21 protein-coding genes are annotated in these 21,817 nt (G+C 49.0%); 4 read left to right on the forward strand and 17 right to left on the reverse strand.

Going from position 1 to position 21,817, the window contains the following annotated elements; genetic code table 11:
* Nucleotides 1-4,318: cadherin domain-containing protein (locus ABJO30_03230; protein MEP3231824.1), on the forward strand; the 4,318-nt coding region annotated here is incomplete at its 5' end.
* Nucleotides 4,319-4,364: 46 nt separating this feature from the next.
* Here ABJO30_03230 and ABJO30_03235 read toward each other — a convergent pair.
* The 7 genes from ABJO30_03235 to ABJO30_03265 all read right to left on the reverse strand — a co-directional run bounded on the left by ABJO30_03235 (nt 4,365) and on the right by ABJO30_03265 (nt 10,721).
* Nucleotides 4,365-5,126: an NAD(P)H-dependent oxidoreductase gene (locus ABJO30_03235; protein MEP3231825.1), complete on the reverse strand. Its 762-nt coding sequence runs from the start codon at nt 5,124-5,126 to the stop codon at nt 4,365-4,367.
* Nucleotides 5,127-5,161: 35 nt separating this feature from the next.
* Nucleotides 5,162-5,848: a glutathione S-transferase gene (locus ABJO30_03240; GenBank protein MEP3231826.1), complete on the reverse strand. Its 687-nt coding sequence runs from the start codon at nt 5,846-5,848 to the stop codon at nt 5,162-5,164.
* A gap of 12 nt (nt 5,849-5,860) precedes the next feature.
* Entirely contained in the window at nt 5,861-6,787 is a 927-nt protein-coding gene (locus ABJO30_03245) for a rhodanese-related sulfurtransferase (GenBank protein ID MEP3231827.1), read from the reverse strand.
* Between the two features lie 39 nt (nt 6,788-6,826).
* Nucleotides 6,827-7,954, reverse strand: a complete 1,128-nt coding sequence (locus tag ABJO30_03250) for an aminotransferase class V-fold PLP-dependent enzyme (protein ID MEP3231828.1) — start codon at nt 7,952-7,954, stop codon at nt 6,827-6,829.
* Between the two features lie 189 nt (nt 7,955-8,143).
* Nucleotides 8,144-9,715 (reverse strand): GMC family oxidoreductase, encoded by a 1,572-nt coding sequence (locus ABJO30_03255; protein MEP3231829.1) that lies wholly within the window; start codon nt 9,713-9,715, stop codon nt 8,144-8,146.
* Between the two features lie 11 nt (nt 9,716-9,726).
* Nucleotides 9,727-10,278: a gluconate 2-dehydrogenase subunit 3 family protein gene (locus tag ABJO30_03260; protein ID MEP3231830.1), complete on the reverse strand. Its 552-nt coding sequence runs from the start codon at nt 10,276-10,278 to the stop codon at nt 9,727-9,729.
* A gap of 47 nt (nt 10,279-10,325) precedes the next feature.
* Nucleotides 10,326-10,721: a VOC family protein gene (locus tag ABJO30_03265; protein ID MEP3231831.1), complete on the reverse strand. Its 396-nt coding sequence runs from the start codon at nt 10,719-10,721 to the stop codon at nt 10,326-10,328.
* A gap of 233 nt (nt 10,722-10,954) precedes the next feature.
* Here ABJO30_03265 and ABJO30_03270 point away from each other — a divergent pair, with 233 nt between their 5' ends.
* On the forward strand, nt 10,955-11,251 hold the full coding sequence (locus tag ABJO30_03270) for a ribbon-helix-helix domain-containing protein (protein ID MEP3231832.1): 297 nt from the start codon (nt 10,955-10,957) through the stop codon (nt 11,249-11,251).
* Nucleotides 11,252-11,270: 19 nt separating this feature from the next.
* Here ABJO30_03270 and ABJO30_03275 read toward each other — a convergent pair whose 3' ends face one another.
* From ABJO30_03275 to fabA, 5 genes are all read right to left on the reverse strand, one after another.
* On the reverse strand, nt 11,271-11,648 hold the full coding sequence (locus ABJO30_03275) for a hypothetical protein (GenBank protein MEP3231833.1): 378 nt from the start codon (nt 11,646-11,648) through the stop codon (nt 11,271-11,273).
* Nucleotides 11,649-11,664: 16 nt separating this feature from the next.
* Nucleotides 11,665-12,813 (reverse strand): alkane 1-monooxygenase, encoded by a 1,149-nt coding sequence (locus ABJO30_03280; protein MEP3231834.1) that lies wholly within the window; start codon nt 12,811-12,813, stop codon nt 11,665-11,667.
* Between the two features lie 125 nt (nt 12,814-12,938).
* The gene (gene fabI, locus ABJO30_03285; GenBank protein ID MEP3231835.1) at nt 12,939-13,721 is read right to left on the reverse strand and encodes an enoyl-ACP reductase FabI; all 783 of its coding nucleotides are present in this window, start codon (nt 13,719-13,721) and stop codon (nt 12,939-12,941) included.
* A gap of 13 nt (nt 13,722-13,734) precedes the next feature.
* Nucleotides 13,735-14,958 carry a beta-ketoacyl-ACP synthase I gene (gene fabB / locus ABJO30_03290; protein MEP3231836.1) on the reverse strand — a complete coding sequence of 408 codons (1,224 nt, stop codon included), beginning with the start codon at nt 14,956-14,958 and terminating at the stop codon, nt 13,735-13,737.
* Between the two features lie 54 nt (nt 14,959-15,012).
* On the reverse strand, nt 15,013-15,528 hold the full coding sequence (fabA, locus tag ABJO30_03295) for a 3-hydroxyacyl-[acyl-carrier-protein] dehydratase FabA (GenBank protein ID MEP3231837.1): 516 nt from the start codon (nt 15,526-15,528) through the stop codon (nt 15,013-15,015).
* 254 nt (nt 15,529-15,782) lie between these two features.
* On the opposite strand from fabA, the gene irrA reads away from it, so the two are divergent.
* Nucleotides 15,783-16,196, forward strand: coding sequence for an iron response transcriptional regulator IrrA (gene irrA, locus ABJO30_03300; protein MEP3231838.1), 414 nt, complete (start codon nt 15,783-15,785; stop codon nt 16,194-16,196).
* Nucleotides 16,197-16,267: 71 nt separating this feature from the next.
* Here irrA and ABJO30_03305 read toward each other — a convergent pair whose 3' ends face one another.
* The gene (locus ABJO30_03305; GenBank protein MEP3231839.1) at nt 16,268-16,768 is read right to left on the reverse strand and encodes an SH3 domain-containing protein; all 501 of its coding nucleotides are present in this window, start codon (nt 16,766-16,768) and stop codon (nt 16,268-16,270) included.
* Nucleotides 16,769-16,961: 193 nt separating this feature from the next.
* On the opposite strand from ABJO30_03305, the gene ABJO30_03310 reads away from it, so the two are divergent.
* Nucleotides 16,962-17,972, forward strand: coding sequence for a D-glycerate dehydrogenase (locus ABJO30_03310; protein ID MEP3231840.1), 1,011 nt, complete (start codon nt 16,962-16,964; stop codon nt 17,970-17,972).
* Here ABJO30_03310 and ABJO30_03315 read toward each other — a convergent pair.
* Genes ABJO30_03315 through coaBC form a run of 4 tightly spaced genes read right to left on the reverse strand, consistent with a single transcriptional unit; the run spans nt 17,969 to nt 21,813 of the window.
* Complete coding sequence (locus ABJO30_03315) at nt 17,969-19,378, reverse strand: pyridoxal-dependent decarboxylase (protein MEP3231841.1); 1,410 nt, start codon at nt 19,376-19,378, stop codon at nt 17,969-17,971. The two genes, ABJO30_03310 and ABJO30_03315, sit on opposite strands and share 4 nt — an antisense overlap.
* On the reverse strand, nt 19,379-20,149 hold the full coding sequence (locus ABJO30_03320; protein MEP3231842.1) for a molybdopterin-synthase adenylyltransferase MoeB: 771 nt from the start codon (nt 20,147-20,149) through the stop codon (nt 19,379-19,381). It abuts the gene before it with no gap.
* Nucleotides 20,150-20,602 carry a dUTP diphosphatase gene (gene dut / locus ABJO30_03325; protein ID MEP3231843.1) on the reverse strand — a complete coding sequence of 151 codons (453 nt, stop codon included), beginning with the start codon at nt 20,600-20,602 and terminating at the stop codon, nt 20,150-20,152.
* Nucleotides 20,602-21,813, reverse strand: coding sequence for a bifunctional phosphopantothenoylcysteine decarboxylase/phosphopantothenate--cysteine ligase CoaBC (gene coaBC, locus ABJO30_03330; protein MEP3231844.1), 1,212 nt, complete (start codon nt 21,811-21,813; stop codon nt 20,602-20,604). Before coaBC ends, dut begins: the two co-directional genes overlap by 1 nt.
* Nucleotides 21,814-21,817: the final 4 nt, after the last annotated feature.

Consider the following 21,817-nt stretch of genomic DNA (forward strand, 5'->3'; position numbering starts at 1 on the left):
TGTTGCAACTCTTGCAGCAACTGATGTTGACGGCGATGCCCTTACATACACACTCTCAGGCGAAGGCTCTGAGAACTTCACTGTCAATGAGAACGGTGAAGTGGTTGTGGCTGAAGGTGCTGACATCAACTTTGAAGAAGTAACAGAGTTTACCTTAAACGTTGAGGTTACCGACGGAAACGGCGGCACAACATCTGGCGAACTTGCAATCGACGTCACAAACGTCAACGAGACACCAATCGATCTTGTAGCAACTGGCGGCGATGTTGCTGAGAATGTTGAAGCAGGCACTGTGGTTGCTAACCTATCAGTGGGCGATACAGACGCAAACGACACACACACATTCGAACTTTCTGGCGAAGGCTCAGAAAACTTCGCAATCGTGGATGGTCAAGTGGTTGTGGCTGAGGGTGCAGACATCGACTTTGAAGATACTTCTTCATATGACCTTACGATCACGGCGACAGATGCTGGCGGCTTGTCAGTAGATACATCGCTGGTTGTGAACGTAGGTGACGTTGATGAGAACGTTGTTCCGATTGCCCAAAACGATACGGTAAGCGTGGATACGCCTGACAATGGCTTCTTCTTCGTGAACTCATCGCAATTTGGTACATTCGACCCGGAAACTGGTACATCTGAAGTATTGGGCGACACAAATGGCCAAGTATATAGCGATGTGGCAGTCAACAGTGATGGTGAAGTCTTCGCCCTCGTCTTCCCAGCGGGTGACTTGGTAGAGCTTGACCCATCTAATGGTGATATCATTCAATCAATCCCGTCAGATCTTCCATTTGGTACAAACGCTCTCGTGGTTGCACCAGACGGTGAGGTTTATGCAAGTGCCTTCAACAGCACTGAACTGTTCAGTGTTGACCTGGAAACCGGTGAATCGACTGTGGTCGGCGATGTAGGAGCTCAATCGGGTGGTGACTTAGCAATTGTTGATGGTGAGTTATATCTTGCAACTCTCGATCAAGAAATTATCCGCATTGACCTGGACGGTGCAGAAGGTGGTTCAATCCCAACTGAGGTCGTTGCGAGCGATTTCACTAACGGCGAGAACATCTTTGGTATCGCGTCAAATGGTGATGGCGAACTGATTGCAATTGATACAGAAAACCGCGTTTACGGAGTTGATATTGAAACAGGTGAAACTGTTGAAGTACAAGACCTGAGCGACGCTTTGGCTGGTGATGTCTTTGGCATTGCAGGTCAGTCAGAAACAGCAGGCTTTACAAGCGGCAACGTATTGGCAAACGATACAGATGCTGATGGCGATGCTCTGACGGTTACAGCAATCGAATTTGATGGCCAATCTGTTGAGGTTGGTTCTGAAATCGAGGGCGAATTTGGTACCTTCACATTGGAAGCAGATGGTTCATTTACTTTCCAAATCAATGAAGAAGCTGATGCATTCGCAGCGCTTGATGGCGGTGAAATTGCTGGCCAATCATTGACATACACAGTGACTGATGCTGCTGGCGAATCCGCTACAGCAACCTTGACTGCAAATGTTACTGGTGACAACGACGCTCCTGTGGACATCAACTGGTCTAACGACACAATTGCTGAAAACTCAGCTGCCGGTACTGTTGTTGCAACAATCAACATCGTGGATGTAGATGCAGGTGACAGCCATACAATTGAATTGTCAGGCGAAGGCGCTGATCAGTTCGAGGTGGTTGATGGTCAATTGGTTGTCGCAGAAGGTGCAAACCTCGACTTCGAAACGGCGACATCACATGATTTGACTTTGACGGTTACAGACGAAGGCGGCAACGTTATCACTGAGACTGTTTCGATCAATGTCTCAGATGTTGTTGAAAACCAAGCGCCAGTCGATCTAGTTGTAACCGGCACTGTACAAGAGAGCCAGACCGGCCAAGGCGAAAACCTTCTAGTCAACGGCAGCTTCGAAGCTGACGATGTTCGTGATGGTGGCTTTGCTCAATTCAACGACATTGAAGGTTGGCAGGCCTCTGACAAAGCCGAAATCTGGGATAGCTTGCAAGGCCGCGAAGGCAGTGAAGGCGAGCAGTTCTTGGAGCTTGATGGCCGCGCTGGTGAGCAAAACAGCATATCACAAGATGTTCAAACGGTTGACGGAGAAACATATACTCTGACATTCGACAGTGCATCACGCAGCACAGACTATAGCAACGAAGTTGAAGTTTATTGGAACGGTGAATTGGTCGACACAATCGATGCTAATTCAACAGAGTGGCAGAACTTTAGCTTCGAAGTTGAAGGCACTGGTGGACTTGATACGCTTGAGTTCCGTGAGCCTGCTGATGATACTGACTCTGTTGGTGGCTTCCTCGACAACATCTCATTGGTAAGCAACAATACGCTTGTTGAAAGCAGTGAGGGTATTCAGGTTGACGAGAATGCAGTGGCTGGCACTGAAGTTGCTGATCTTGCAGGTATCGATCCAGATGCTGGTGACACCCTCACCTTCACTTTGGTGGATGGCGAAGGCAATCCAGTTGAAGACGATAACTTCGAAATCGTTGGCGACAAGATCGTTGTCAAAGATGGTGCAGATATCAACTTTGAAGCAACTGAAAGCCTATCACTCAACGTTCAAGTTGCTGACCAAGATGGCGCCACTCATGTGGAAGAAGTTACAATCGACGTCAATGACATCACTGAAGTAGCAACAACGATCACGCTTTCATCTAACGATGTTGATGAAAATGCTGAAGGCGCTGTGGTTGGTCAGTTGAGCACTGATATTGGCGATGCGGGTGTAACGTTCCAAGTTTCAGATGAGCGCTTTGAGGTGGTTGACGGTCAACTACAAGTCAAGAGTGATGTATCATTTGATTTTGAAACAGAACCAACCGTTGATGTGACAGTCTCTGCTGTTGAAAGCGCGGGCCCTAGCACTTTGTTCACTGAAGATTTCAGCGAAAACAATAGTGGCACTCAAGACTTTAGCCGTGTTGGAAATGATCGTACATCGGAGTTCAAAACCGAAACGATTGATATTTCAAATGCTGAAGGTGTGTCGATCTCGTTCGAACTGTCTGGCCAAGGTGGTCTTGATGAAAGCGGCCGAAATGCTGACAACATCACGGTTTATGCCAACGTCGATGGCGAGCGTATCGAACTTGTCAATGACAACGGCACAATTGATAATGGTCCATCTTTCACCTTCGATAATATTCCTGAAGGGTCAGAGCTCACCATCGAAATTGAAACCGATGTATCATTCAGAGGTGAATCTTACAGCGTCGACAACATTAAAGTTGAAGCCCAAGATGTTGTGCAGGAAGTACTCAGCGAAACATTGACTATCGACGTCAATGACATCGAGGAAGCGACTGCTGCGACAGTTGAAGCACCATCGATTGATCTTGGTCAGTTTGATCAAGCCGACGGTGGCCGTGTCTTCGACCTCGACAATGGAAGCAACCAGCGTAACTTCTCGACTGAAAATCAAGAGACTAACCTTGATGGATCACGGACAGTTGGTGGCGAGCATTCAGGTGCTGGCGATGACACTATCCACGGCAATGGCGGCGACGATCTGTTGTTTGCTGGAGCTGGCAACGATGACGTTCGCGGTGGTGAAGGTAATGACGAACTGCACGGCGGCGAAGGCAACGATACGCTAGAAGGCGGCTTTGGCGACGACCAATTGGTTGGTGGCGAAGGCGTAGACCGTGCATTGTTCGATGGCAACCGTGAGGATTACACTGTCGCTGAAAACGAAGATGGTACTTTCTCTGTCACAGACAACCGTGACAACAACAACGAAGGTACGGACACAACGCATGGTGTGGAAGTCTTCCAGTTCGACGATGTAGCACTCGACACAGAAACTGTTGTTGATTACGACGCACCATCTATCGAGCCAACAATTGCAGATCTTGAAATTCAAACCGACAACACCATCCAAGGTGACCAAGGTGGCAATTTCTTGAACTTCAACAATTCAGGCAACGAGCACTTCGAAGGCCGTGGTGGCAACGATACAATCTTCGGCGGCAACGGCGATGATATTATCGATGGCGGACTTGGTAACGACACGCTTCATGGCGACGCAGGCAATGACCTGTTCACCTTTGAAGCTGGTGATGGCAACGACACTGTTCACGGTGGCGAAGGTGGCGGTTGGACCGATGCAATTGAGCTGGAAAATGTACCAGACTCAAGCTTCGGCAACTCATGGACGCTCACTCTCGATCAAGGTGAGATCACAGGCCAAGATGCTGGTGCGCTTACATTGTCAGATGATAGTGCTGGTACCATCAACTTCGACGATGGCTCATCTATCGACTTCTACCAGATCGAACAGATCCAGTGGTAATCGAGCAAACCACAAAATAACAAAGCGGCGCCTTAGGGCGCCGTTTTTATTTTGTCTGCCGGACAAATGGAGAGTAATCAGGCGCGTCTTTTAGCAGCCTATTTGTCTCATCAAAGTCGGTGTCAGAATTGTAAGGAACAAAGGAACGGTCACCCAACGAAGAAATCGTCCCACTCCAACGCTTTTCATAAGAATCAATAAAGGAGTTGGCCCCATCGTGCCCTTCGATGAAAGATACACCGCCAACCCCGTAAAACACTTCAGGCTGGTATACTTGAAAGCCAAGATAGCGAAACGGAAACAGAACGGGCCATAGATGCATCATGGTGTCGCCTTCTCGCCCGTTGTGAGAACATGACGCCTCACTCGCACCAGTGGTGACACAGGCAATCATTTTCTTACCCGCACAGATGCCGCGATCATAACGCTCTAAGCTCTTGTACATTTTGCCATAAGCAAAAACGCGGTCCATCCAGCCTTTTAAAATGGCGGGAGGACCAAACCACCAAAGCGGGAAATGAACGACCAGTAGGTCGCAGGCCAGAATATTATCAATTTCCGCCTGAACATCGGCAGGCAATGTACCCTCACCCGCATTATATCGCTGTTCTGTTTGGGCGTGAAATACCTCATCATTCGACCGATTGGTGAAATGCTCTGCTTTTTCACACGGGTCAAAGCCGATCTGGTACAGATCTGATTGGGTGACGCTATAGCCTTGTTGCTCAAGACTTCGAACAGTCAAATTTGCCAAGAGGCCATTGAATGATTTCACCTCTGGATGCGCGAGTACGATATGGGCTTTCATATGTTCCACTTTCTCAAGACATCGAAATAGAACCCTTAACCAGCCGCTTTTTCCATTTTTGCTTCTTGCGGAAAAATCAAAAGCTCATCTTCTGGCTTCCAAGGGTTTTGCTTGATCATAATGTCGGCAAATATTTTGGACGTTAAATGCCGCTCTAACCACGCTTGCAAATGTGGCAATTCGAGACCGTCAAACCAATCACGTTTCACATTGGCAAATTGGCGGACGAAGGGAAATATTGCATAGTCAGCAAGGCTGGCTTGTTCTGCTAGGAGGTTTGCATGGTGGGCCAAATAGCCGTTCCATTTTGTTAAAATCTCGACAGCAGCATCCCGACTTTCTATCGCATCAACACCCTCATAGCGGTTAGGGTATTTATAGCGATCAAGATGATGCTTAAAAGTTGTGTCGCACTCTTCGATCAGCTCATTAGAACGCTGGGTCATTTCAGCACTTAGCGGCAACCATGCATGTGGGTCATTTTGTTGAAGTGCCCACAGCATCACATCGAAGCTCTCATCGATCACCTTGCCATCAGGAGTTTGCACGACGGGGACGGTGGCCTTTGGTGAAATTTCCACCATATGCTCTGGCTTATCGCGCAGCACGAGTTCGCGCCATTCCATCTTGATGCCAGACGCATAAATCCCCATCCGCGCGCGCATCGCATAAGGGCAGCGGCGGAAGGTGTAGAGGACGGGTTTGTCTGTGGCATCAAGCATGAGAGTCAGGACCTAGCGACCAGTTTTCTTTTGTCCAAGATGCTCTTCACCGCGCAATTGAGCAAGTTCAATTTGTTTTTGGCGATCTGCAAAGCGTCGTTTTTGTTCATCGCTTTGTTCATCATGACAACGCGGGCAAGCGACACCCGCAATATAAAATTCAGATGCTTTCGCCTCTTCATCAATGGGATGACGGCAGGCATGACACATATCATAGTCACCCACTTCCAAGCCGTGGCGCACTGATACCCGCTGGTCAAAGACAAAGCACTCGCCTTCCCAAAGGCTCTTTTCTTCCGGCACATGCTCCAGATATTTCAAAATACCACCCTTGAGATGGTAGACTGTGTCAAAGCCTTCATTGAGCATGAAAGAGGATGCTTTTTCGCAGCGAATGCCGCCGGTGCAAAACATGGCGACTTTTTTGGTTTTCGCAAGCTCAGGATTTTCGCGCACCCACGTTGGGAACTCACGAAACGATGTCGTCTCAGGGTCAACAGCCCCTTTGAAGGTTCCGATTGAAACCTCATAATCGTTGCGCGTATCGATGACGATCACATCAGGATCTGAAATAACATCGTTCCAATCTTGCGGGTCGACATATTGGCCGACCGCTTGATTGGGATCGACACCCTCAACACCCATGGTGACAATTTCCCGCTTCAATCGCACCTTCATGCGGTAAAACGGTTTGTCATCTGCCCAGCTCTCTTTGTGATCGAGATCAGCGCAACCGGGTATCTTGGTTTTGATATGCCCAAGCACCGCATCAAGCCCCTCGCGTGAACCTGAGATCGTGCCGTTAATGCCTTCTGATGCCAAGAGCACAGTGCCCATTACATCATACGCATCACACACAGCTTGCAACGGCTGTTGATGGATTTCAAAGTCGGGGAGCGACGTGAATTTATAAAGGGCGGCAACGATAAATTGGGTCATGGGGCTGGTTTAATCCTGAATGACCCAATTTTCAATCGGTTAAACAACAAGGCCCAACACATCACGCAAACGATTCACGGTGCGATCGACATCAGCAAGCTTATCAAGGCCAAACAACCCGAGGCGGAACGTTTTAAAATCATCAGGTTCATCACACTGCAAAGGCACGCCAGCAGCCGTCTGCATGCCGTTGGCTGCAAATTTACTACCGTTTTGGATGCCGTCATCTTCTGTATAACTCACCACCACACCGGGTGCCTCAAAACCAGAAGCCGCAACGCTTTTAAAACCGTTGTCCGCAAGCAGTGCCCGCACACGACGGCCCAACTCGAATTGGCGTTCTTTAAGAACGTCAAAACCAATGTCACGGGTTTCAACCATCGTGTCACGAAAGCCGCGTAGTGCATCCGTTGGCATAGTGCTGTGATAAGCATGGCCGCCATTGATATAGGCTTGCATGATCTGGTGCCATTTCGCGAGATCAACAGCAAAGCTTGTGCTTTTTGTGTTTGGCAAAATCTCAAGCGCCCGCTCATTCATCATCACAAGACCAGCAGATGGTGAAGAGCTCCAGCCCTTTTGTGGTGCGCTAATCAACACATCCACGCCGATCTCTTTCATATCAACCCAGATGGCGCCTGATGCGATACAATCAAGGACAAACAGTGCACCAACTTCGTGAGCTGCGTCTGATAATTGTTTCATATAATCATCTGAAAGGATGACACCGGATGATGTCTCAACATGCGGCGCAAAAACAACCGCTGGCTTTTCTGCCTTGATGCGGGCAACTACCTCGTCAATTTCCATTGGAGCGAAAGGCGATTGGTGTTCATCGGCCAAACGCTGAGCCTTTAGAACTTCAGCAGAAGCTGGGATATCACCTGCTTCAAAAATTTGCGTCCAACGAAAAGAAAACCAACCATTACGTATCACCATAACTTTTTTGTCGGTCGCAAATTGGCGAGCCACAGCCTCCATTGCAAAGCTACCCCCCCCTGGGACGACGACGGCTGCATCTGCATTATAGGCTTCGTTTAAAATCGCATAAATGTCGCGCATAACACCTTGGAACGCCTGCGACATATGGTTGAGGGATCGGTCAGTAAAGACGACGGAATACTCAAGAAGTCCGTCGGGATCGACAGCACTAAAAGGCTTGTTCATAGGATTTTCCATTCTTGGATGTCAGGCTATTTGGGAGGTGCCTGCTGATGGAGCGTAATAAAATGATTAGGGTATGATGAGTCAAGGTTCCTATGAAGAATAGTGACGTAATAAATTCACAATTACCTTTTGTCGCAAAAAGCCCCGCACGAATGCGGGGCCCTGTATTGGATGTCATTCGACGTTTTCTTAAAGAGTGCCTGAACCCATTTCTTTTGCGATGTAGTCTGCCTGTCTAATGGCGAGCGCTACAATCGTGAGTGTCGGGTTTTCAGCGGCACCTGTGGTGAACTGGCTACCATCAGACACAAACAAGTTCTTGATGTCGTGCGTCTGGCCCCATCCATTCACCACACCGTCTGACGCCTTCGCACTCATTCGGTTTGTACCGAGATTGTGCGTTGAAGGATAAGGTGGCGTTGGGAAGGTACGTGTTGCCCCAACAGCATCATAAACCGCGGCCCCTTGCTGATAAGCATGGTCGCGCATGGCAATGTCATTTGGGTGATCATCAAAATGCACATTGGCAACGGGAAGACCGTGCGCGTCTTTCACGTCTCCATTAAGCGAGATGGCATTGCTTTCTTGAGGCATATCTTCGCCCACAAGCCACATGCCCGCCATATGGTCATAGGCATCGAGAGCTGTTGTGAACTCTCTGCCCCAACCACCTGGGTCAAGGAAGGCCGCCATAAATGGCAAACCAAGCGCCAATGTTTCCATCTCATAACCACCAACGAAGCCGCGTGATGGGTCATGACCAGCTTCATCGGTGATGATGCCAGCCATTGTGGTACCGCGATAGAAGTTCACCGGCTTATCAAATAGGCCATAAACTGAACCTGTCATGTGGCGCATATAGTTTTTGCCCACTTGACCAGACGAGTTCGCCAATCCATCAGGGTACTTGCTAGAGGCTGAGTTGAGCAGAATGCGCGGGCTTTCAATTGAGTTACCTGCAACGGCTACAACACGCGCTTTTTGACGATGTTGATTGCCGTCTTTATCTGCATATAGAACGCCTGTTACCTTGCCACTGTCATCATGTTCAATTTTGAGAACATGCGCATTGGCGCGTACTTCCAGTTTGCCTGTTGCTTCACCTTTTGGAATTTCCACATAAAGCGTCGACCATTTAGCGCCCCACTTACAGCCTTGAAAACAGAAACCTGTTTGTTGGCAGGCTGTGCGGTCATCACGGTCTTGGCTGTTAATCGCCATACGACCTGTGTGACATTCCTTATAGCCAAGCTTATCGGCACCCGCCTTCATGATTTTGAAGTTGTTATTACCCGGCAATCCCGGAATGCCGTTGGTGCGCGTCACGCCCATTTTGTCTTCGGCTTTGGCGTAATATGGCTCAAGATCTTTTAGACCAATTGGCCAATCAAGCAGGCTTGCCCCTTCAACTGCGCCGTAAGTCGTGAGTGCTTTGAACTCATGTTCTTGAATACGCAAAGATGCGCCAGCCCAGTGCGTGGTTGATCCACCGACCGATTTCACGATCCATGCAGGCAAGCCCGCAAAGTCTTTTGCAACCCGCCAAGAACCAGATGTGGTGCGTGCATCGAGCCAAGCAAGTTGACCGAAACTATCCCACTCGTCGTTGATGAATTCATCATATTCGTGCCGACTACCTGCTTCTAGGATTACTGTGTCGATACCCTTTTGTGCCAGCTCATTGCCGAGTGTTCCGCCACCCGCGCCAGAGCCGATAATGACGACAACGTTGTCATCGTTTAAATCATATGGTGCTGCCATGTTCGCCTCCTCTATAGCCACTCAATGTCGTCAAAACCGCGTCCTAAATAACCACCCTTGGAATAGCTCTCGCCTTCATATCCAAACAGGGGCCAAATCTCTTTCTGGTTATAAAGCGCCACCACAAGGCCGCCTCTTACCGCTTGAAAGAAACCGCTCTCTTCAATTTCACGAAGAATGGCGACACGGTCAGCTTCCCAACCAAGGCCGCGATAAGAACCGCCAGCTCGTTTATCGAGATCAGCAATACCTGCTTCGATCATGTCTTTATGGGCTGCATCCGTTGCCGCCTTTTCGTCATGGCCTTTAACGGCAATCGCGTAATATTTGTCTTGAAGGCGATCATGCGGGTAAACATCACGTGCCATCTCAATGAGAGTTGCCATCGTCTCAGGCTTCAAGGCTTTTGTCTCAAGTCCCCAAGCACGATCAGCGCTCAACACAGCTCCGCCACTTACAATAAGAGCGGCACCAATACCAAGCGTCGAACCACGGGTGAGAACATCGCGCCGCGATAAGCCCTCCCCAGATTCTCCTCGTTGGTTTTTATAAATCGTTGTCATATTCACCTCCTCCTCAAAATGAAAAAGAGCACCTCCTCAAGTGCGCTTTATTGAAATCTTCCGTGCCGCTGTAAAATCTCGATTTGATAACCATCAGGATCGGCCACAAAAAAGAACCGTCCGAACAAAACGCCGTCGCGTTCAAATTCAACAATTTTGCGTGGTTCTAATCCAAGTTCCGAAAACCGCGCATGTTCAGCGTCTAAATCATCAACGCAAAAGGCGATGTGGCCGTAGCCGTCACCAAGGTTATATGGCTCGGTCTGGCTTTTGTTGACGGTGAGCTCCAGCTCAAAATCAACCTCGTCATTGCGCAAATAATTCAGCGTAAAATTCTCAAAATCAAAGCGCCCGCAAGACTTTAGATCAAATGCTTTGTCATAAAATTCAACTGATCGCGCTTCATCCAGAACACGGATCATCGAATGGATTGCCTTTGCCAAATCGTCCTCCCAAACAATCAAACACAAAAATATAGGATCGATTATGACCTGTGTAAGCGGGACGTGGTGGCAGCGGACTACCACACTTATTTATCCAAGCTGTTTGTTGGCGCGTTTTGTCTCAGCCTTAATTACTTGCAAATATTACGTTTTTCCCCGACACTGACTTGGCAATGAGTGGTCTGCTTGGGAGGGCAACCATCAAACTGCACGAGGTAGGGAGGAAGACGAATATGTGTAACGTATTTTCAGGCCAAGACCCCGACGGATACAAAGCAATCAATCGATCTGTGCGCATTGGGGGACATTCAACATCGATACAGCTTGAAAGTGCCTTTTGGGATTTGCTTGATGAAATCGCCTTGTCGCAAGGGCTAACAACATCGAAATTCATGTCGACGCTTTACGACGAAGCCATTGAAAAGCAAGGAAAAATTCCAAATTTCGCATCCATGCTGCGAACTACCTGCGTTTTATATTTGCATGGTACAAGACCAGAAGAAGCAGAACTTCAAGCCCTTCATTCTTAAGGACAAATAGCAATCAAACTTATTGCTTTTTATCGGTCTTCAAGTTCATCAAACCAACCGTAACGCCTGTTGATTTAGAAACGATTTTGTAACTGCCATCAAATTGACGGTAGATTTTCGCGCATTTTGTTTTGCCTTGAGCCGCTTTTTTCCAAGTGGTGCAAATGCTGTCGCCTTGCACTTGCCAACGCCCGTCATCTGCCCCTTTACCGGTCACACGCAAAGAAGCTGTTGCATCAGGCCGTAGCGTGACTTCGCCCGAAAAGCCGATGCCTGTCCATGAGAAAGTTCGTTCAATCTTCAAGCTTTGCTCGAGAATATCTTTGGTTTGTAGCTCGCCATTGTTTGAACAGGCTGCGAGCGAAACGGTAACGAGTAAGACAAATGACCAGCGCAACAAGACGCACTTATTTTTAAGCAACCCAACCAAGCTCTAATCTTTCTGCTTGCATGATTTCGCGTTCTTCATCGGATGCAAGTTCTTGCTCCCAATAATGCAACATCGGCTCCACCTTAGCGTGCCAAATTGGTGGGATTAACGCGATGATCAACATGGTGAGATAGCCATGAGGCATGGTCGGCGTACCCTCCAAATTCTCCAATTGCCAAAACGGTTTATTCGCAAATTGATGATGATGTGAATGACGGGGCAAATTAAACAGCATCAAATTGGAAACGAACCGATTGCAGTTCCATGAATGGCGAGGCTCTATCCTTGTGCCGTGCATTCTGATCAGGCCGTAATGCTCGACGTAATTGACGAGTTCTAAAAATAACTTTCCAATCAAGCCGATGACAACAAAGAACAAAACACCCATCCAACCCGCGATAAGGTAGTGAGCGACTATCAAAGCGAGGGTCATGAATTGGCCACGGATTGCTCTATTTTTCCATGACATAGCCTTGTAACCACGTCTTTTGGCCCGCTCTTCTTCGATATCGAAAGCCCCTAAAAACGCACCAATAGTTGAGCGAAAAACGAAGCCCAACACATATTCGCCACGCCGAGCTGTTGCCGGGTCTTGCTTGGTGCCGACATTGCGGTGATGGCCATGCACGTGCTCAATCGCGAAGGTGGTATCAAGCGTGAAGGCAAGCAACCAGCGGCCCACAATGAAATCGCGTGCATTAACACGGTGAGTCAATTCATGCGCAACATTGGTCGCCCCCGCGCCCATCAACATGCCAGCGCCCAACACGCCGATTGTAAAATGAAAAGTGTTTGTGGCCGCTTTGTTAGCAGCAATATCGATGCCGATTGTCGCAAAAGCAGCTTCGATCGAACCGCTCAACGCGCCAACACCTGCATAATAACCGAAGACAATGGACAAGAGTGCAATCAGCGGCAAGCAGGAGAGCAGATAGAAATTCAACAAAGCAGTAAGATAAGGATGGTCTTTCTCTTGCTCACCGGCCAATTCATCGACGAAGGTTGCCATGATTGTTGGCAGAGCCAAAACCAACAGCATCCATGCACCGCCTGCAGCGGCTGCAAAAACACAAAATACCATGATGATTGGCAACAGTGCATATTGAATATGTGGCGTAAGCTTTGATGACATAACCGTCTCCGTTTCGCCTAGAACTTTAAGAACGAAATCAAAACTGTCAAAGGTAAAATTCAATACAGCTTCGCTGGCGGATTTTTACAATCCGTTCTGGCAGGCTCTAAGACAGACTTTAAAGTTCAGCCCAATCGCGGCATTGAGATGGTGCTATAACCCGAATCCACAAAGTGAATTTCACCGGTAACGCCAGAAGACAGATCAGACAGCAGGTACAATCCCGTGCCACCAACCTCAGAGATGTCCACTGTTCTGCCGAGAGGCGAATTCTCTTTTTGGTAATTAAACATCTGTCTCGCATCTGCCACACCGGCACCTGCAAGCGTTCTAACCGGACCCGCCGAAACGGCATTAACGCGAATGTTGTCGCGGCCATAATCTGATGCGAGATAGCGCACGGACGATTCAAGCGCTGCTTTTGCGACACCCATAACATTGTAGTTCGGCATCACGCGTGTTGACCCGCCATAGGTCAATGTGATCATGGAACCACCGTCTGGCATCATTTCTGCAGCACGCTTTGCAATCTCAGTGAAAGAGAAGCAGGAGATCACCATTGTGCGGGAGAAGTTCTCACGGCTTGTGTCTGCGTATTTGCCTTTGAGCTCATTTTTGTCAGAAAATGCGATGGCATGAACGAGAAAATCAATCTTGCCCCATTTTTCTTTCAACGTATCAAAGACCGCATCAACTGTTTCAATGTCTTCCACATCGCATGGCACCAAAATATCAGAGCCAACACTGTCAGCAAGCGGCTTCACGCGCTTACCAAAAGCTTCGCCTTGATAGGTGAAAGCCAATTCTGCGCCTTGGTCTGCCAATGCTTTGGCAATGCCCCAAGCAATCGAGTGATCGTTAGCTACCCCCATAACGAGGCCGCGTTTTCCTGCCATTAAACCAGACATGAAGCCTCCAGCCTTAAGATGAGAGTTTTTGGAAGACGAGCGTCGCGTTCGTTCCGCCAAAGCCAAACGAGTTTGAAAGCGCAACGTTCACGTCAACATTATCAATGCGGGCGCGGGCAATTGGAACACCCTCAAATTCAGGGTCCAACTCAGTAATGTGCGCACTTTCGCAAATGAAGGAGTTTTCCATCATCAACAATGAGTAGATCGCTTCTTGAACCCCTGTTGCACCAAGCGAGTGGCCTGTCAGAGATTTTGTCGCTGAGATATGCGGGATTTTGTCGCCAAACACTTCTTTGATCGCGCCAATTTCTTGCTTATCGCCAACAGGTGTCGAGGTGCCGTGTGTGTTGATGTAAGTGACATCTTCATTCACAGTTTCAAGCGCCATCTTCATGCAACGGATCGCGCCTTCACCAGATGGAGCCACCATATCGTGACCATCGGATGTTGCGCCGTAGCCAACGATTTCGCCGTAAATTTTCGCACCGCGTGCTTTTGCGTGTTCTAATTCTTCAAGAACCAAAACGCCCGCACCACCTGCAATAACGAAACCATCGCGGGATGCATCATAGGCGCGAGAAGCGGACTCAGGTGTTTCATTGTGCTTGGATGTCATTGCACCCATCGCATCAAACAAGTTCGACATTGTCCAATCGAGATCTTCACTACCGCCTGCAAAAACAATATCTTGCTTACCCATTTGGATCAGCTCGTAAGCATTACCAATACAGTGGTTTGACGTCGCACAAGCAGACGAAATTGTGTAGTTGATACCATGAATTTTAAAAGGCGTTGCAAGGGTTGCAGAGGCCGTAGAAGACATAGCCTTTGGCACAGCAAACGGGCCGATGCGCTTTGGAGAACCATTTTTCTGAGTTACCGCAGCCGCTTCCACAACCACGCGGGTTGATGGACCACCAGAACCCATCACAATACCTGTGCGTGGGTTTTGCGAAACGTCGCCCTCTTCTAAGCCAGCATCTTTAATGGCTTCTTCCATTGCAACATAGTTCCAAGCAGAACCTTTGCCCATGAAACGAGTAACGCGGCGGTCGACGACTTCGAACGGGTCTAGTGTCGGTGCACCCATAACCTGGCAACGGAAACCATTTTCCGCAAAGTCTGGCGCATGGCTTAGACCAGATTTTGTATGAATGAGGCTATCGAGAACCTCCGGTAGATTATTACCAATTGAGGATACAATCCCCATGCCGGTCACAACAACACGCTTCATTTTTTACTTTTCCTTCAATTCACCAAGATCAGGATCGAGTGATGCAGCGGGCTTTTAAGCCGCTTTTTCTTTTGATAGGCCAACCTTCAAATCTTTGGCCGTATAAATTTGTTCGCCGTCTGCTTTTAGCCAACCATCAGCGATGCCCAGCACGAGACGACCTCTCATAACACGTTTAAAGTCGACGCCATATTCAACTTGTTTGGTTTTTGGCGTGACCATGCCTTTAAATTTCACTTCGCCTGTGGAGAGCGCCATACCATATCCAGGTTCGCCGAGCCATCCAAGATAGAAACCTGTGAGCTGCCAAAGAGCATCTAGCCCCAAACAACCAGGCATAATTTCGTTGCCGATGAAGTGGCAAGGGAAGAACCAAGCTTCTGGATCTACATCTAATTCCGCGCGAATGAACCCTTTGTCATAGGCGCCACCCGTTTCGCTTACCTCTGTGATGCGGTTAAACATCAGCATTGGCGGCGCAGGTAGTTGCGCGTTGCCCTGCCCGAACAATTCCGAACGGCCACAGGCCAAAAGCTCTTCATAAGTAAAACTCGATTGACGGGGATCCATGTCTACTCCTAAAAATTCTCATATGCGCGGTGGTGCGCAGTGCCGCACTCACAATCGCCGTTAAGCGTGTACTTAACGAGTTTTTCTGCCAATGCCAATCTGATTTCGTTCACCAAACGACAACAACAGCTTTTGCAATGTACAATTTGTGGTGTTATAAGGTTTTCGATAGCAAAAGTTATCCATGGTTTTGACGTTGTCCTTAGGGGTAATGTGGGTCAAAATTGAAGAATAATAGTGGAAATGGTCATTTTATGATGATGCAGACGTCAACAGTTGAACAATTGCGCGAGGCAGGCCTTAAGCCTACACGCCAACGCATTGCTATTGCCGACATCCTTTTTAAGGACGGTCACAAGCATATTTCGGCTGAAGATCTTTATAGTGTGATCGAGCGTAGCGATATGCCTGTGTCACTCGCAACTGTGTACAACACCTTGCACCAATTCACGAAAGCGGGCCTTTTGCGCGAAGTGAGCGTTGATGGTGCGAAGACATATTTTGATACCAACACCCACGAGCACCAGCATTTCTTCGTTGAAGATACGAACGAAGTTTTTGATGTGGATGGCATTCAATTATCATCTGAAGACATTCCAAATGTCCCAGATGATATGGAAGTTGTCCGCGTGGACGTCGTTGTACGTCTTCGCAAGAAAACTGCTTAAGGCTAGTTAGCTTACAATTTGAAGATTTGAGATTAGCTTCTAGCGAATCGCATGACTGATTAATCGTGCGATTATTTTACTTTTTCACCGGGATAAACACCGTAAAGCTCTGCTGCTGGTACCCAGCCTGCATAGTTGCGGCCTTCAAGCTCGCACCAACTACCTTCACAGCTTACAATTTCAGCATATACGCCAGATTGTAGCTTGGCAGTCTTAGCTGCATTGCGAAGTGGATTTTTATGGACATTCACATAAGATTCGCCCTTAGACCAAGGAGCAACGATTGCAACGCGATTAGATGACAATAGCGCTTTATGAACCCAGCCTTCTTGATTTTCAGCGTCGCGAATCAAACGCCAAACTTCAAATTCTTGGATGACCTCAACTGGAACACCCGGTTTAACAAACACCCATGAGATGCGGTGATCGAAACTTGGACCAACACGCATATTCGTCCGTTTTGCTTTCAAACTCACAAAACGTGGGAGCGGCAAGCCCGTTTCTTTGCCCTGAATGGCACCAGCAATCAGCCTATCGATGCCACTTGCATCTTGTGCGTTTGCTATTGGCATAATTAATATGGACAAAGCACATAAAATTGAGGAAACAATTACAGGAAACCGAAAAGACGAAAACATTAACACGAGCAACAAACCACTAACTTGAATTTCACCGAACAACTTTCCCAGGAGTGGGATAGCGCTTGGTAAAGCTGCCAGACTGAGGTTAATGTCACCTCAATGAGAAAGGTTAACCGGTTATTAAATGACGAAAAAGAAGAAAATCATCATTGTAACGCGGAAGCTTCCACTCGAGGTTGAGTCTCGAATGCAGGAGCTGTTTGACCCGCAATTTAACGATACAGAACAACCGCTTAGCCAAGAAGAAATGATCAAAGCTGTTCAAACAGCAGAGGTTCTCGTTCCCACCGTTTCCGATAAAATTGATGCAGAATTAATTTCTCATGCTGGCACACAACTTAAGATGATTGCGAGCTTTGGCACGGGTACTGATCATATTGATGTTGCTGCAGCCTATGAAAAAGGCATCATCGTTACATCAACCCCCGGCGTTTCAACCGACGATACGGCTGATATGGCCATGGCTCTGATTTTGGCCGTGCCGCGACGCATCGCGGAAGGGGCCGCTTTGATGCAATCTGGCGAGAGCTGGCCCGGCTGGTCACCCACTTGGATGCTAGGACGTCGTCTAAAGGGCAAGAAGCTTGGCATTATTGGTCTTGGACGTATCGGGCAAGGTGTAGCAGAACGCGCCCGCGCCTTTGGCCTGTCGATCCATTATCATGGTCGCCGCCCTGTCGCCAAACAGGTTGAGGAGCAATTGGGCGCGACCTATTACGAAAATCTCGACGATATGTTGGCCGAAATGGACATCATTTCAATCAACTGCCCTTATACGCCGGAAACCTATCACCTGCTCTCAAAAGAGCGCTTAGCGTATATCAAACCGGAAGCTTATATCGTCAACACCGCGCGTGGTGAGGTGATTGACCAAGAAGCGCTGATTGATAGCTTACTAAAGCGTAAAATTGCGGGCGCTGCCCTTGATGTCATTGAAAATGCGACGGACGTTGATCCACGCCTCATTAAGCTCGCGCAAGAAGGCCGCGCAGTCCTCGTGCCTCACATGGGGTCGGCGACCATCGAAAGCCGGATTGAGATGGGTGAGAAAGTAATCATCAGCATTCAAACTTACGCCGATGGCCACAGACCACCAGACCGCGTGTTGCCGCCGAGCTTTAACGGTAACGCCTAGCTGCATGCCGCATCGCGTACAGCCTTAATCACATCAATAATATCTTGCTCACTCGTGCGGTGATTGACGATGGCTGCCCGCAGACAGTTTTCACCTTCGACCGTAGTAGTCGAGAAAATCACATCGCCACTGAGCTGCAATTGAGCGGCGACTTTGCTGGCGTCTGCCTTTTCCAAAGCGATGCAACACAGGTTTGAAACAACGGGATGAGCAAGACGCAGGCCCTCTGTTTGGCCTGCCAGTTCGCCCATAAGTTTAGCCTGTTTGCAATTATCCGTAATGACATCACCGAATGTCTTCGTGCCATAGCCCTTGATTGCCGCCCAAACTTTCAGCGCTTTAAAGCCGCGTGAAAGCTCCAAGCCATAATCACAATACCAAAGATCACCACCGCCAATGCCTGCGTCTTGCGGCGCAAGGTAGCTTGGGCGTTCTGCGAAGGTGGCGCGGTGCAAATCATGGTCGCGGATTAAGCACGCGCCGCAATCGTAAGGCACAAACATCCATTTATGGAAATCACACGCAATGGAATCTGCTTTTTCAACACCGTTGGAAAGCAAACGCCAAGGCTCATCCGCCAAACGCGTCCAAAACCCAAAAGCGCCATCAATATGGAGCCAAATATCTTGCTCGCGGCAATAATCGGCAATTTCATCAATCGGGTCGAAAGTACCCAGATTGACCGATCCAGCTGTTGCAACAACAGCAAGCGGAACACAGCCTGCCGCGCGGTCTTCTTCCACCATCGCCTTGAGTGCTACCAAGTCCATCGCATGATCAATTGTCGGCACCGAGCGAAGCGCGTCACTGCCGTGGCCCATGACATCAAGTGCCTTAGACATGCACGAGTGAGCGCCTTTGGCGGCATATACTTTTATGTCTGGCAGAGAACGGATGCCCTTTTTGCGCACATCTGAGCCAAAACGTTTTACGCGAGCAGCAGACAGGGCGAGGATGGTGCCTTGCGATGTGCCTGTCGTGAGTATACCTGACGAACCATCAGGAAAGCCTGCCACAAGCCTCACCCAATCAATAACAGCACGTTCAATTTCAACGGCCCCATGATCACGCCCACCGCAATTACTGTTCATGGTGCTTGCAACAAGATCAGCGCCAACACCAAGCGGCAAACCTGTGCCATGAACCCAGCCAAAAAACTTTGGATGCGTGTTGCCTGTGGCATAGGGCATGATGTTTTGCGTGAGGTTTTCGAATAGGTCGGCAGACGTCATGCCCGGTTCATCAATGGAGAGCGCGACCGATGGCCCCATGTCCTCAGGCTTCGGCTGCCAAGGAAAATCACGCGCCGACTTCATTCGCTCTAAGCATTGATCAAGGAGCGCATGAAAGTCTTGGGAAAACTGGTCCCAATCCTGCGGGTCAATGCGCTGCCCTTGATTGCCCATTTAATGATCCCCGTTTAATGGGTTTTTCGGGTCACGTTTATATTTGATGGTTTCAAACCGCATGGAGAGACTATCAACCAGCAACAAACGCCCCACCATATTGTCACCAACACCTGCAATGAGCTTAATAATTTCGAGCGCCTGCATCGTGCCAAGAACGCCCGTTAAGGCACCCAGAACCCCCGCCTCCGCGCATGTTGGCACCGCCCCTTCCTCTGGCCTGTTTGGAAACAAGCAGCGATAGGTTGGGTAGGCATTACCTGCATCGTCGCTCAGATGAGGCATTAAGGTGGTGAGCGTTCCGTCAAATCGACCAACGGCTGCTGTCACCAGTGTCTTACCTGCATGGTAGCAAGCATCAGATACGAGGTAGCGCGTGTCGAAATTATCAGAACCATCGGCAACGATATCGTAGCCTGCGATCAAGTCTGCCGCGTTATCACTATTAATGCGCGCGTTGTGAGCGTTGAAGGTCACATGAGGATTAATGCGTTTAATCGCGCTTGCTGCACTTTCAACCTTTGGCTCACCGACATTTTCTGTGTCATGGATCACTTGGCGTTGAAGGTTAGAAAGGCTGACCTCGTCATCATCAACCACACCCAGCGTACCAACACCTGCGGCGGCTAAATATTGCAACAAGGGCGAACCAAGACCACCTGCCCCGATGATCAAAACCTTTGCTGCTTTTAATTTTTGCTGCCCAGCACCGCCCACTTCTGCCAAAACAATGTGACGGGCATAGCGTTCAATCTCTTGAGCATCCAACATCTAAGCAACACCTGTTGAGCCGAAACCACCTGCGCCGCGTTCTGTATCGCTCAATTCATCTGCGGTCGTAAATGTCACCTGCGTTACGGGTGCAATCACCATTTGAGCAATGCGCATACCGCGTTCAACAGTGAAAGGCTCTGCACCGTGGTTGATCAAGATCACCTGAACTTCGCCACGATAATCAGCATCAATTGTGCCGGGCGAATTAAGCGCAGTCACACCGTTCTTAATCGCGAGGCCAGAACGGGGGCGGATTTGTGCTTCATAGCCCTCAGGAATTTCCATCGCGAGGCCCGTTGGGATCAATGTCCGCTCACCCGATCCAAGCGTTACGGGTGCACCTTCAGCCACAGCGGCGCGAAGATCTACGCCTGCGGAGTTTGCCGTTTCATAGGCGGGCAATTCCAAGCCATCAAAATGAGGAAGAGTTTTAAGCGCAACCTGCACCATTAGTTTGCGCTCCACTTAACAATCGCTTCAACCAGCAGATCAGCCACTTCAGACTTTGGCATCTTGTCCCACGTATCAACGCCGGCTTTTGAGACGATGTGAACGATATTCTCATCACCGCCCATAACACCAATGCCGCCTTTTTCTTCTGACGAAACATCATTGGCCACAATCCAGTCAGCACCCTTGCGTTCCAGCTTGGCGCGGGCGTGCTCGGCCACTTTTTCAGTCTCGGCAGCAAAGCCAATCACCAAGTCAGGGCGACCATCGCTATGGGCCAATGTCTTCAAAATATCTGGATTTTCTTCAAAGTTGAGCGCTGGAATATCGCCAGAGCCATCTTTCTTGATCTTCTGACCACTTGCCCCTTTAACCCGCCAGTCAGCAACCGCTGCGGCCATGATGGCAATATCTGCAGGCAAGGCATCATTCACGGCTTGCTGCATCTCTAATGCAGTTTCAACCTGCACAACGGCCATGCCCTGCGGTTCAGCCAAATTGGTCGGCCCGCTGACAAGCGTCACCTTGGCGCCCGCCATCACGCATGCATTGGCAATAGCGTAGCCTTGCTTGCCCGATGAACGGTTCGCGATATAGCGCACAGGGTCGATTGGCTCATGGGTTGGGCCTGCGGTAATCAGAACATGCTTGCCAGCTAAGGGGCCCGTTGAAAGCAGACGCTCGGCTTCTGCAACAATCTCAAGCGGTTCGCTTAAGCGCCCACGCCCTGCTTCATTGCGTTCTGCCATTTCACCTATATCTGGCCCAATAAATTGCGCACCGTCGCCGCGAAGTTTTTCAACATTGCGTTGGGTCGCGGGGTTGTTCCACATATGTGGGTTCATGGCGGGCGCGATAAGCACGGGTTTGTTGTTGGCAAGCAACACGGCGCTTGCCAAATCAGGTGCAAGGCCATTTGCCATTTTCGCGAGAAAATCAGCACTTGCTGGCGCAATCACAACCAAATCAGCAACGCGGGATAATTTAATGTGCCCAATCTCATCTTCTTGTGTGAGATCGAAGAGATTATCAAACACAGGCTGCTCTGATAGAGCTTGCACAGACAAAGGCGTCACAAACTCTTTCGCGCCGTCAGTCATCACACACTGAACCGACGCTCCACGCTCCCGCAGGCGGCGAATAAGGTCGAGGCATTTATAGGCGGCGATGCCACCAGTTAAAATCAATAAGATGCGTTTATGATCAAGCATGGTT

This window comes from Hyphomicrobiales bacterium (assembly GCA_039973685.1).
GTDB lineage: Bacteria > Pseudomonadota > Alphaproteobacteria > Rhizobiales > JACESI01 > JACESI01.

Coding starts and splice junctions, on each gene's coding strand:
- ABJO30_03235 (MEP3231825.1), bottom strand. CDS start 5,126: ATGAAAGCCCATATCGTACTCGCGCATCCAGAGGTGAAATCATTCAAT.
- ABJO30_03240 (MEP3231826.1), bottom strand. CDS start 5,848: ATGCTTGATGCCACAGACAAACCCGTCCTCTACACCTTCCGCCGCTGC.
- ABJO30_03245 (MEP3231827.1), bottom strand. CDS start 6,787: ATGACCCAATTTATCGTTGCCGCCCTTTATAAATTCACGTCGCTCCCC.
- ABJO30_03250 (MEP3231828.1), bottom strand. CDS start 7,954: ATGAACAAGCCTTTTAGTGCTGTCGATCCCGACGGACTTCTTGAGTAT.
- ABJO30_03255 (MEP3231829.1), bottom strand. CDS start 9,715: ATGGCAGCACCATATGATTTAAACGATGACAACGTTGTCGTCATTATC.
- ABJO30_03260 (MEP3231830.1), bottom strand. CDS start 10,278: ATGACAACGATTTATAAAAACCAACGAGGAGAATCTGGGGAGGGCTTA.
- ABJO30_03270 (MEP3231832.1), top strand. CDS start 10,955: ATGTGTAACGTATTTTCAGGCCAAGACCCCGACGGATACAAAGCAATC.
- ABJO30_03280 (MEP3231834.1), bottom strand. CDS start 12,813: ATGTCATCAAAGCTTACGCCACATATTCAATATGCACTGTTGCCAATC.
- fabI (MEP3231835.1), bottom strand. CDS start 13,721: ATGTCTGGTTTAATGGCAGGAAAACGCGGCCTCGTTATGGGGGTAGCT.
- fabB (MEP3231836.1), bottom strand. CDS start 14,958: ATGAAGCGTGTTGTTGTGACCGGCATGGGGATTGTATCCTCAATTGGT.
- fabA (MEP3231837.1), bottom strand. CDS start 15,528: ATGGATCCCCGTCAATCGAGTTTTACTTATGAAGAGCTTTTGGCCTGT.
- irrA (MEP3231838.1), top strand. CDS start 15,783: ATGATGATGCAGACGTCAACAGTTGAACAATTGCGCGAGGCAGGCCTT.
- ABJO30_03305 (MEP3231839.1), bottom strand. CDS start 16,768: ATGCCAATAGCAAACGCACAAGATGCAAGTGGCATCGATAGGCTGATT.
- ABJO30_03310 (MEP3231840.1), top strand. CDS start 16,962: ATGACGAAAAAGAAGAAAATCATCATTGTAACGCGGAAGCTTCCACTC.
- ABJO30_03315 (MEP3231841.1), bottom strand. CDS start 19,378: ATGGGCAATCAAGGGCAGCGCATTGACCCGCAGGATTGGGACCAGTTT.
- ABJO30_03320 (MEP3231842.1), bottom strand. CDS start 20,149: ATGTTGGATGCTCAAGAGATTGAACGCTATGCCCGTCACATTGTTTTG.
- dut (MEP3231843.1), bottom strand. CDS start 20,602: ATGGTGCAGGTTGCGCTTAAAACTCTTCCTCATTTTGATGGCTTGGAA.
- coaBC (MEP3231844.1), bottom strand. CDS start 21,813: ATGCTTGATCATAAACGCATCTTATTGATTTTAACTGGTGGCATCGCC.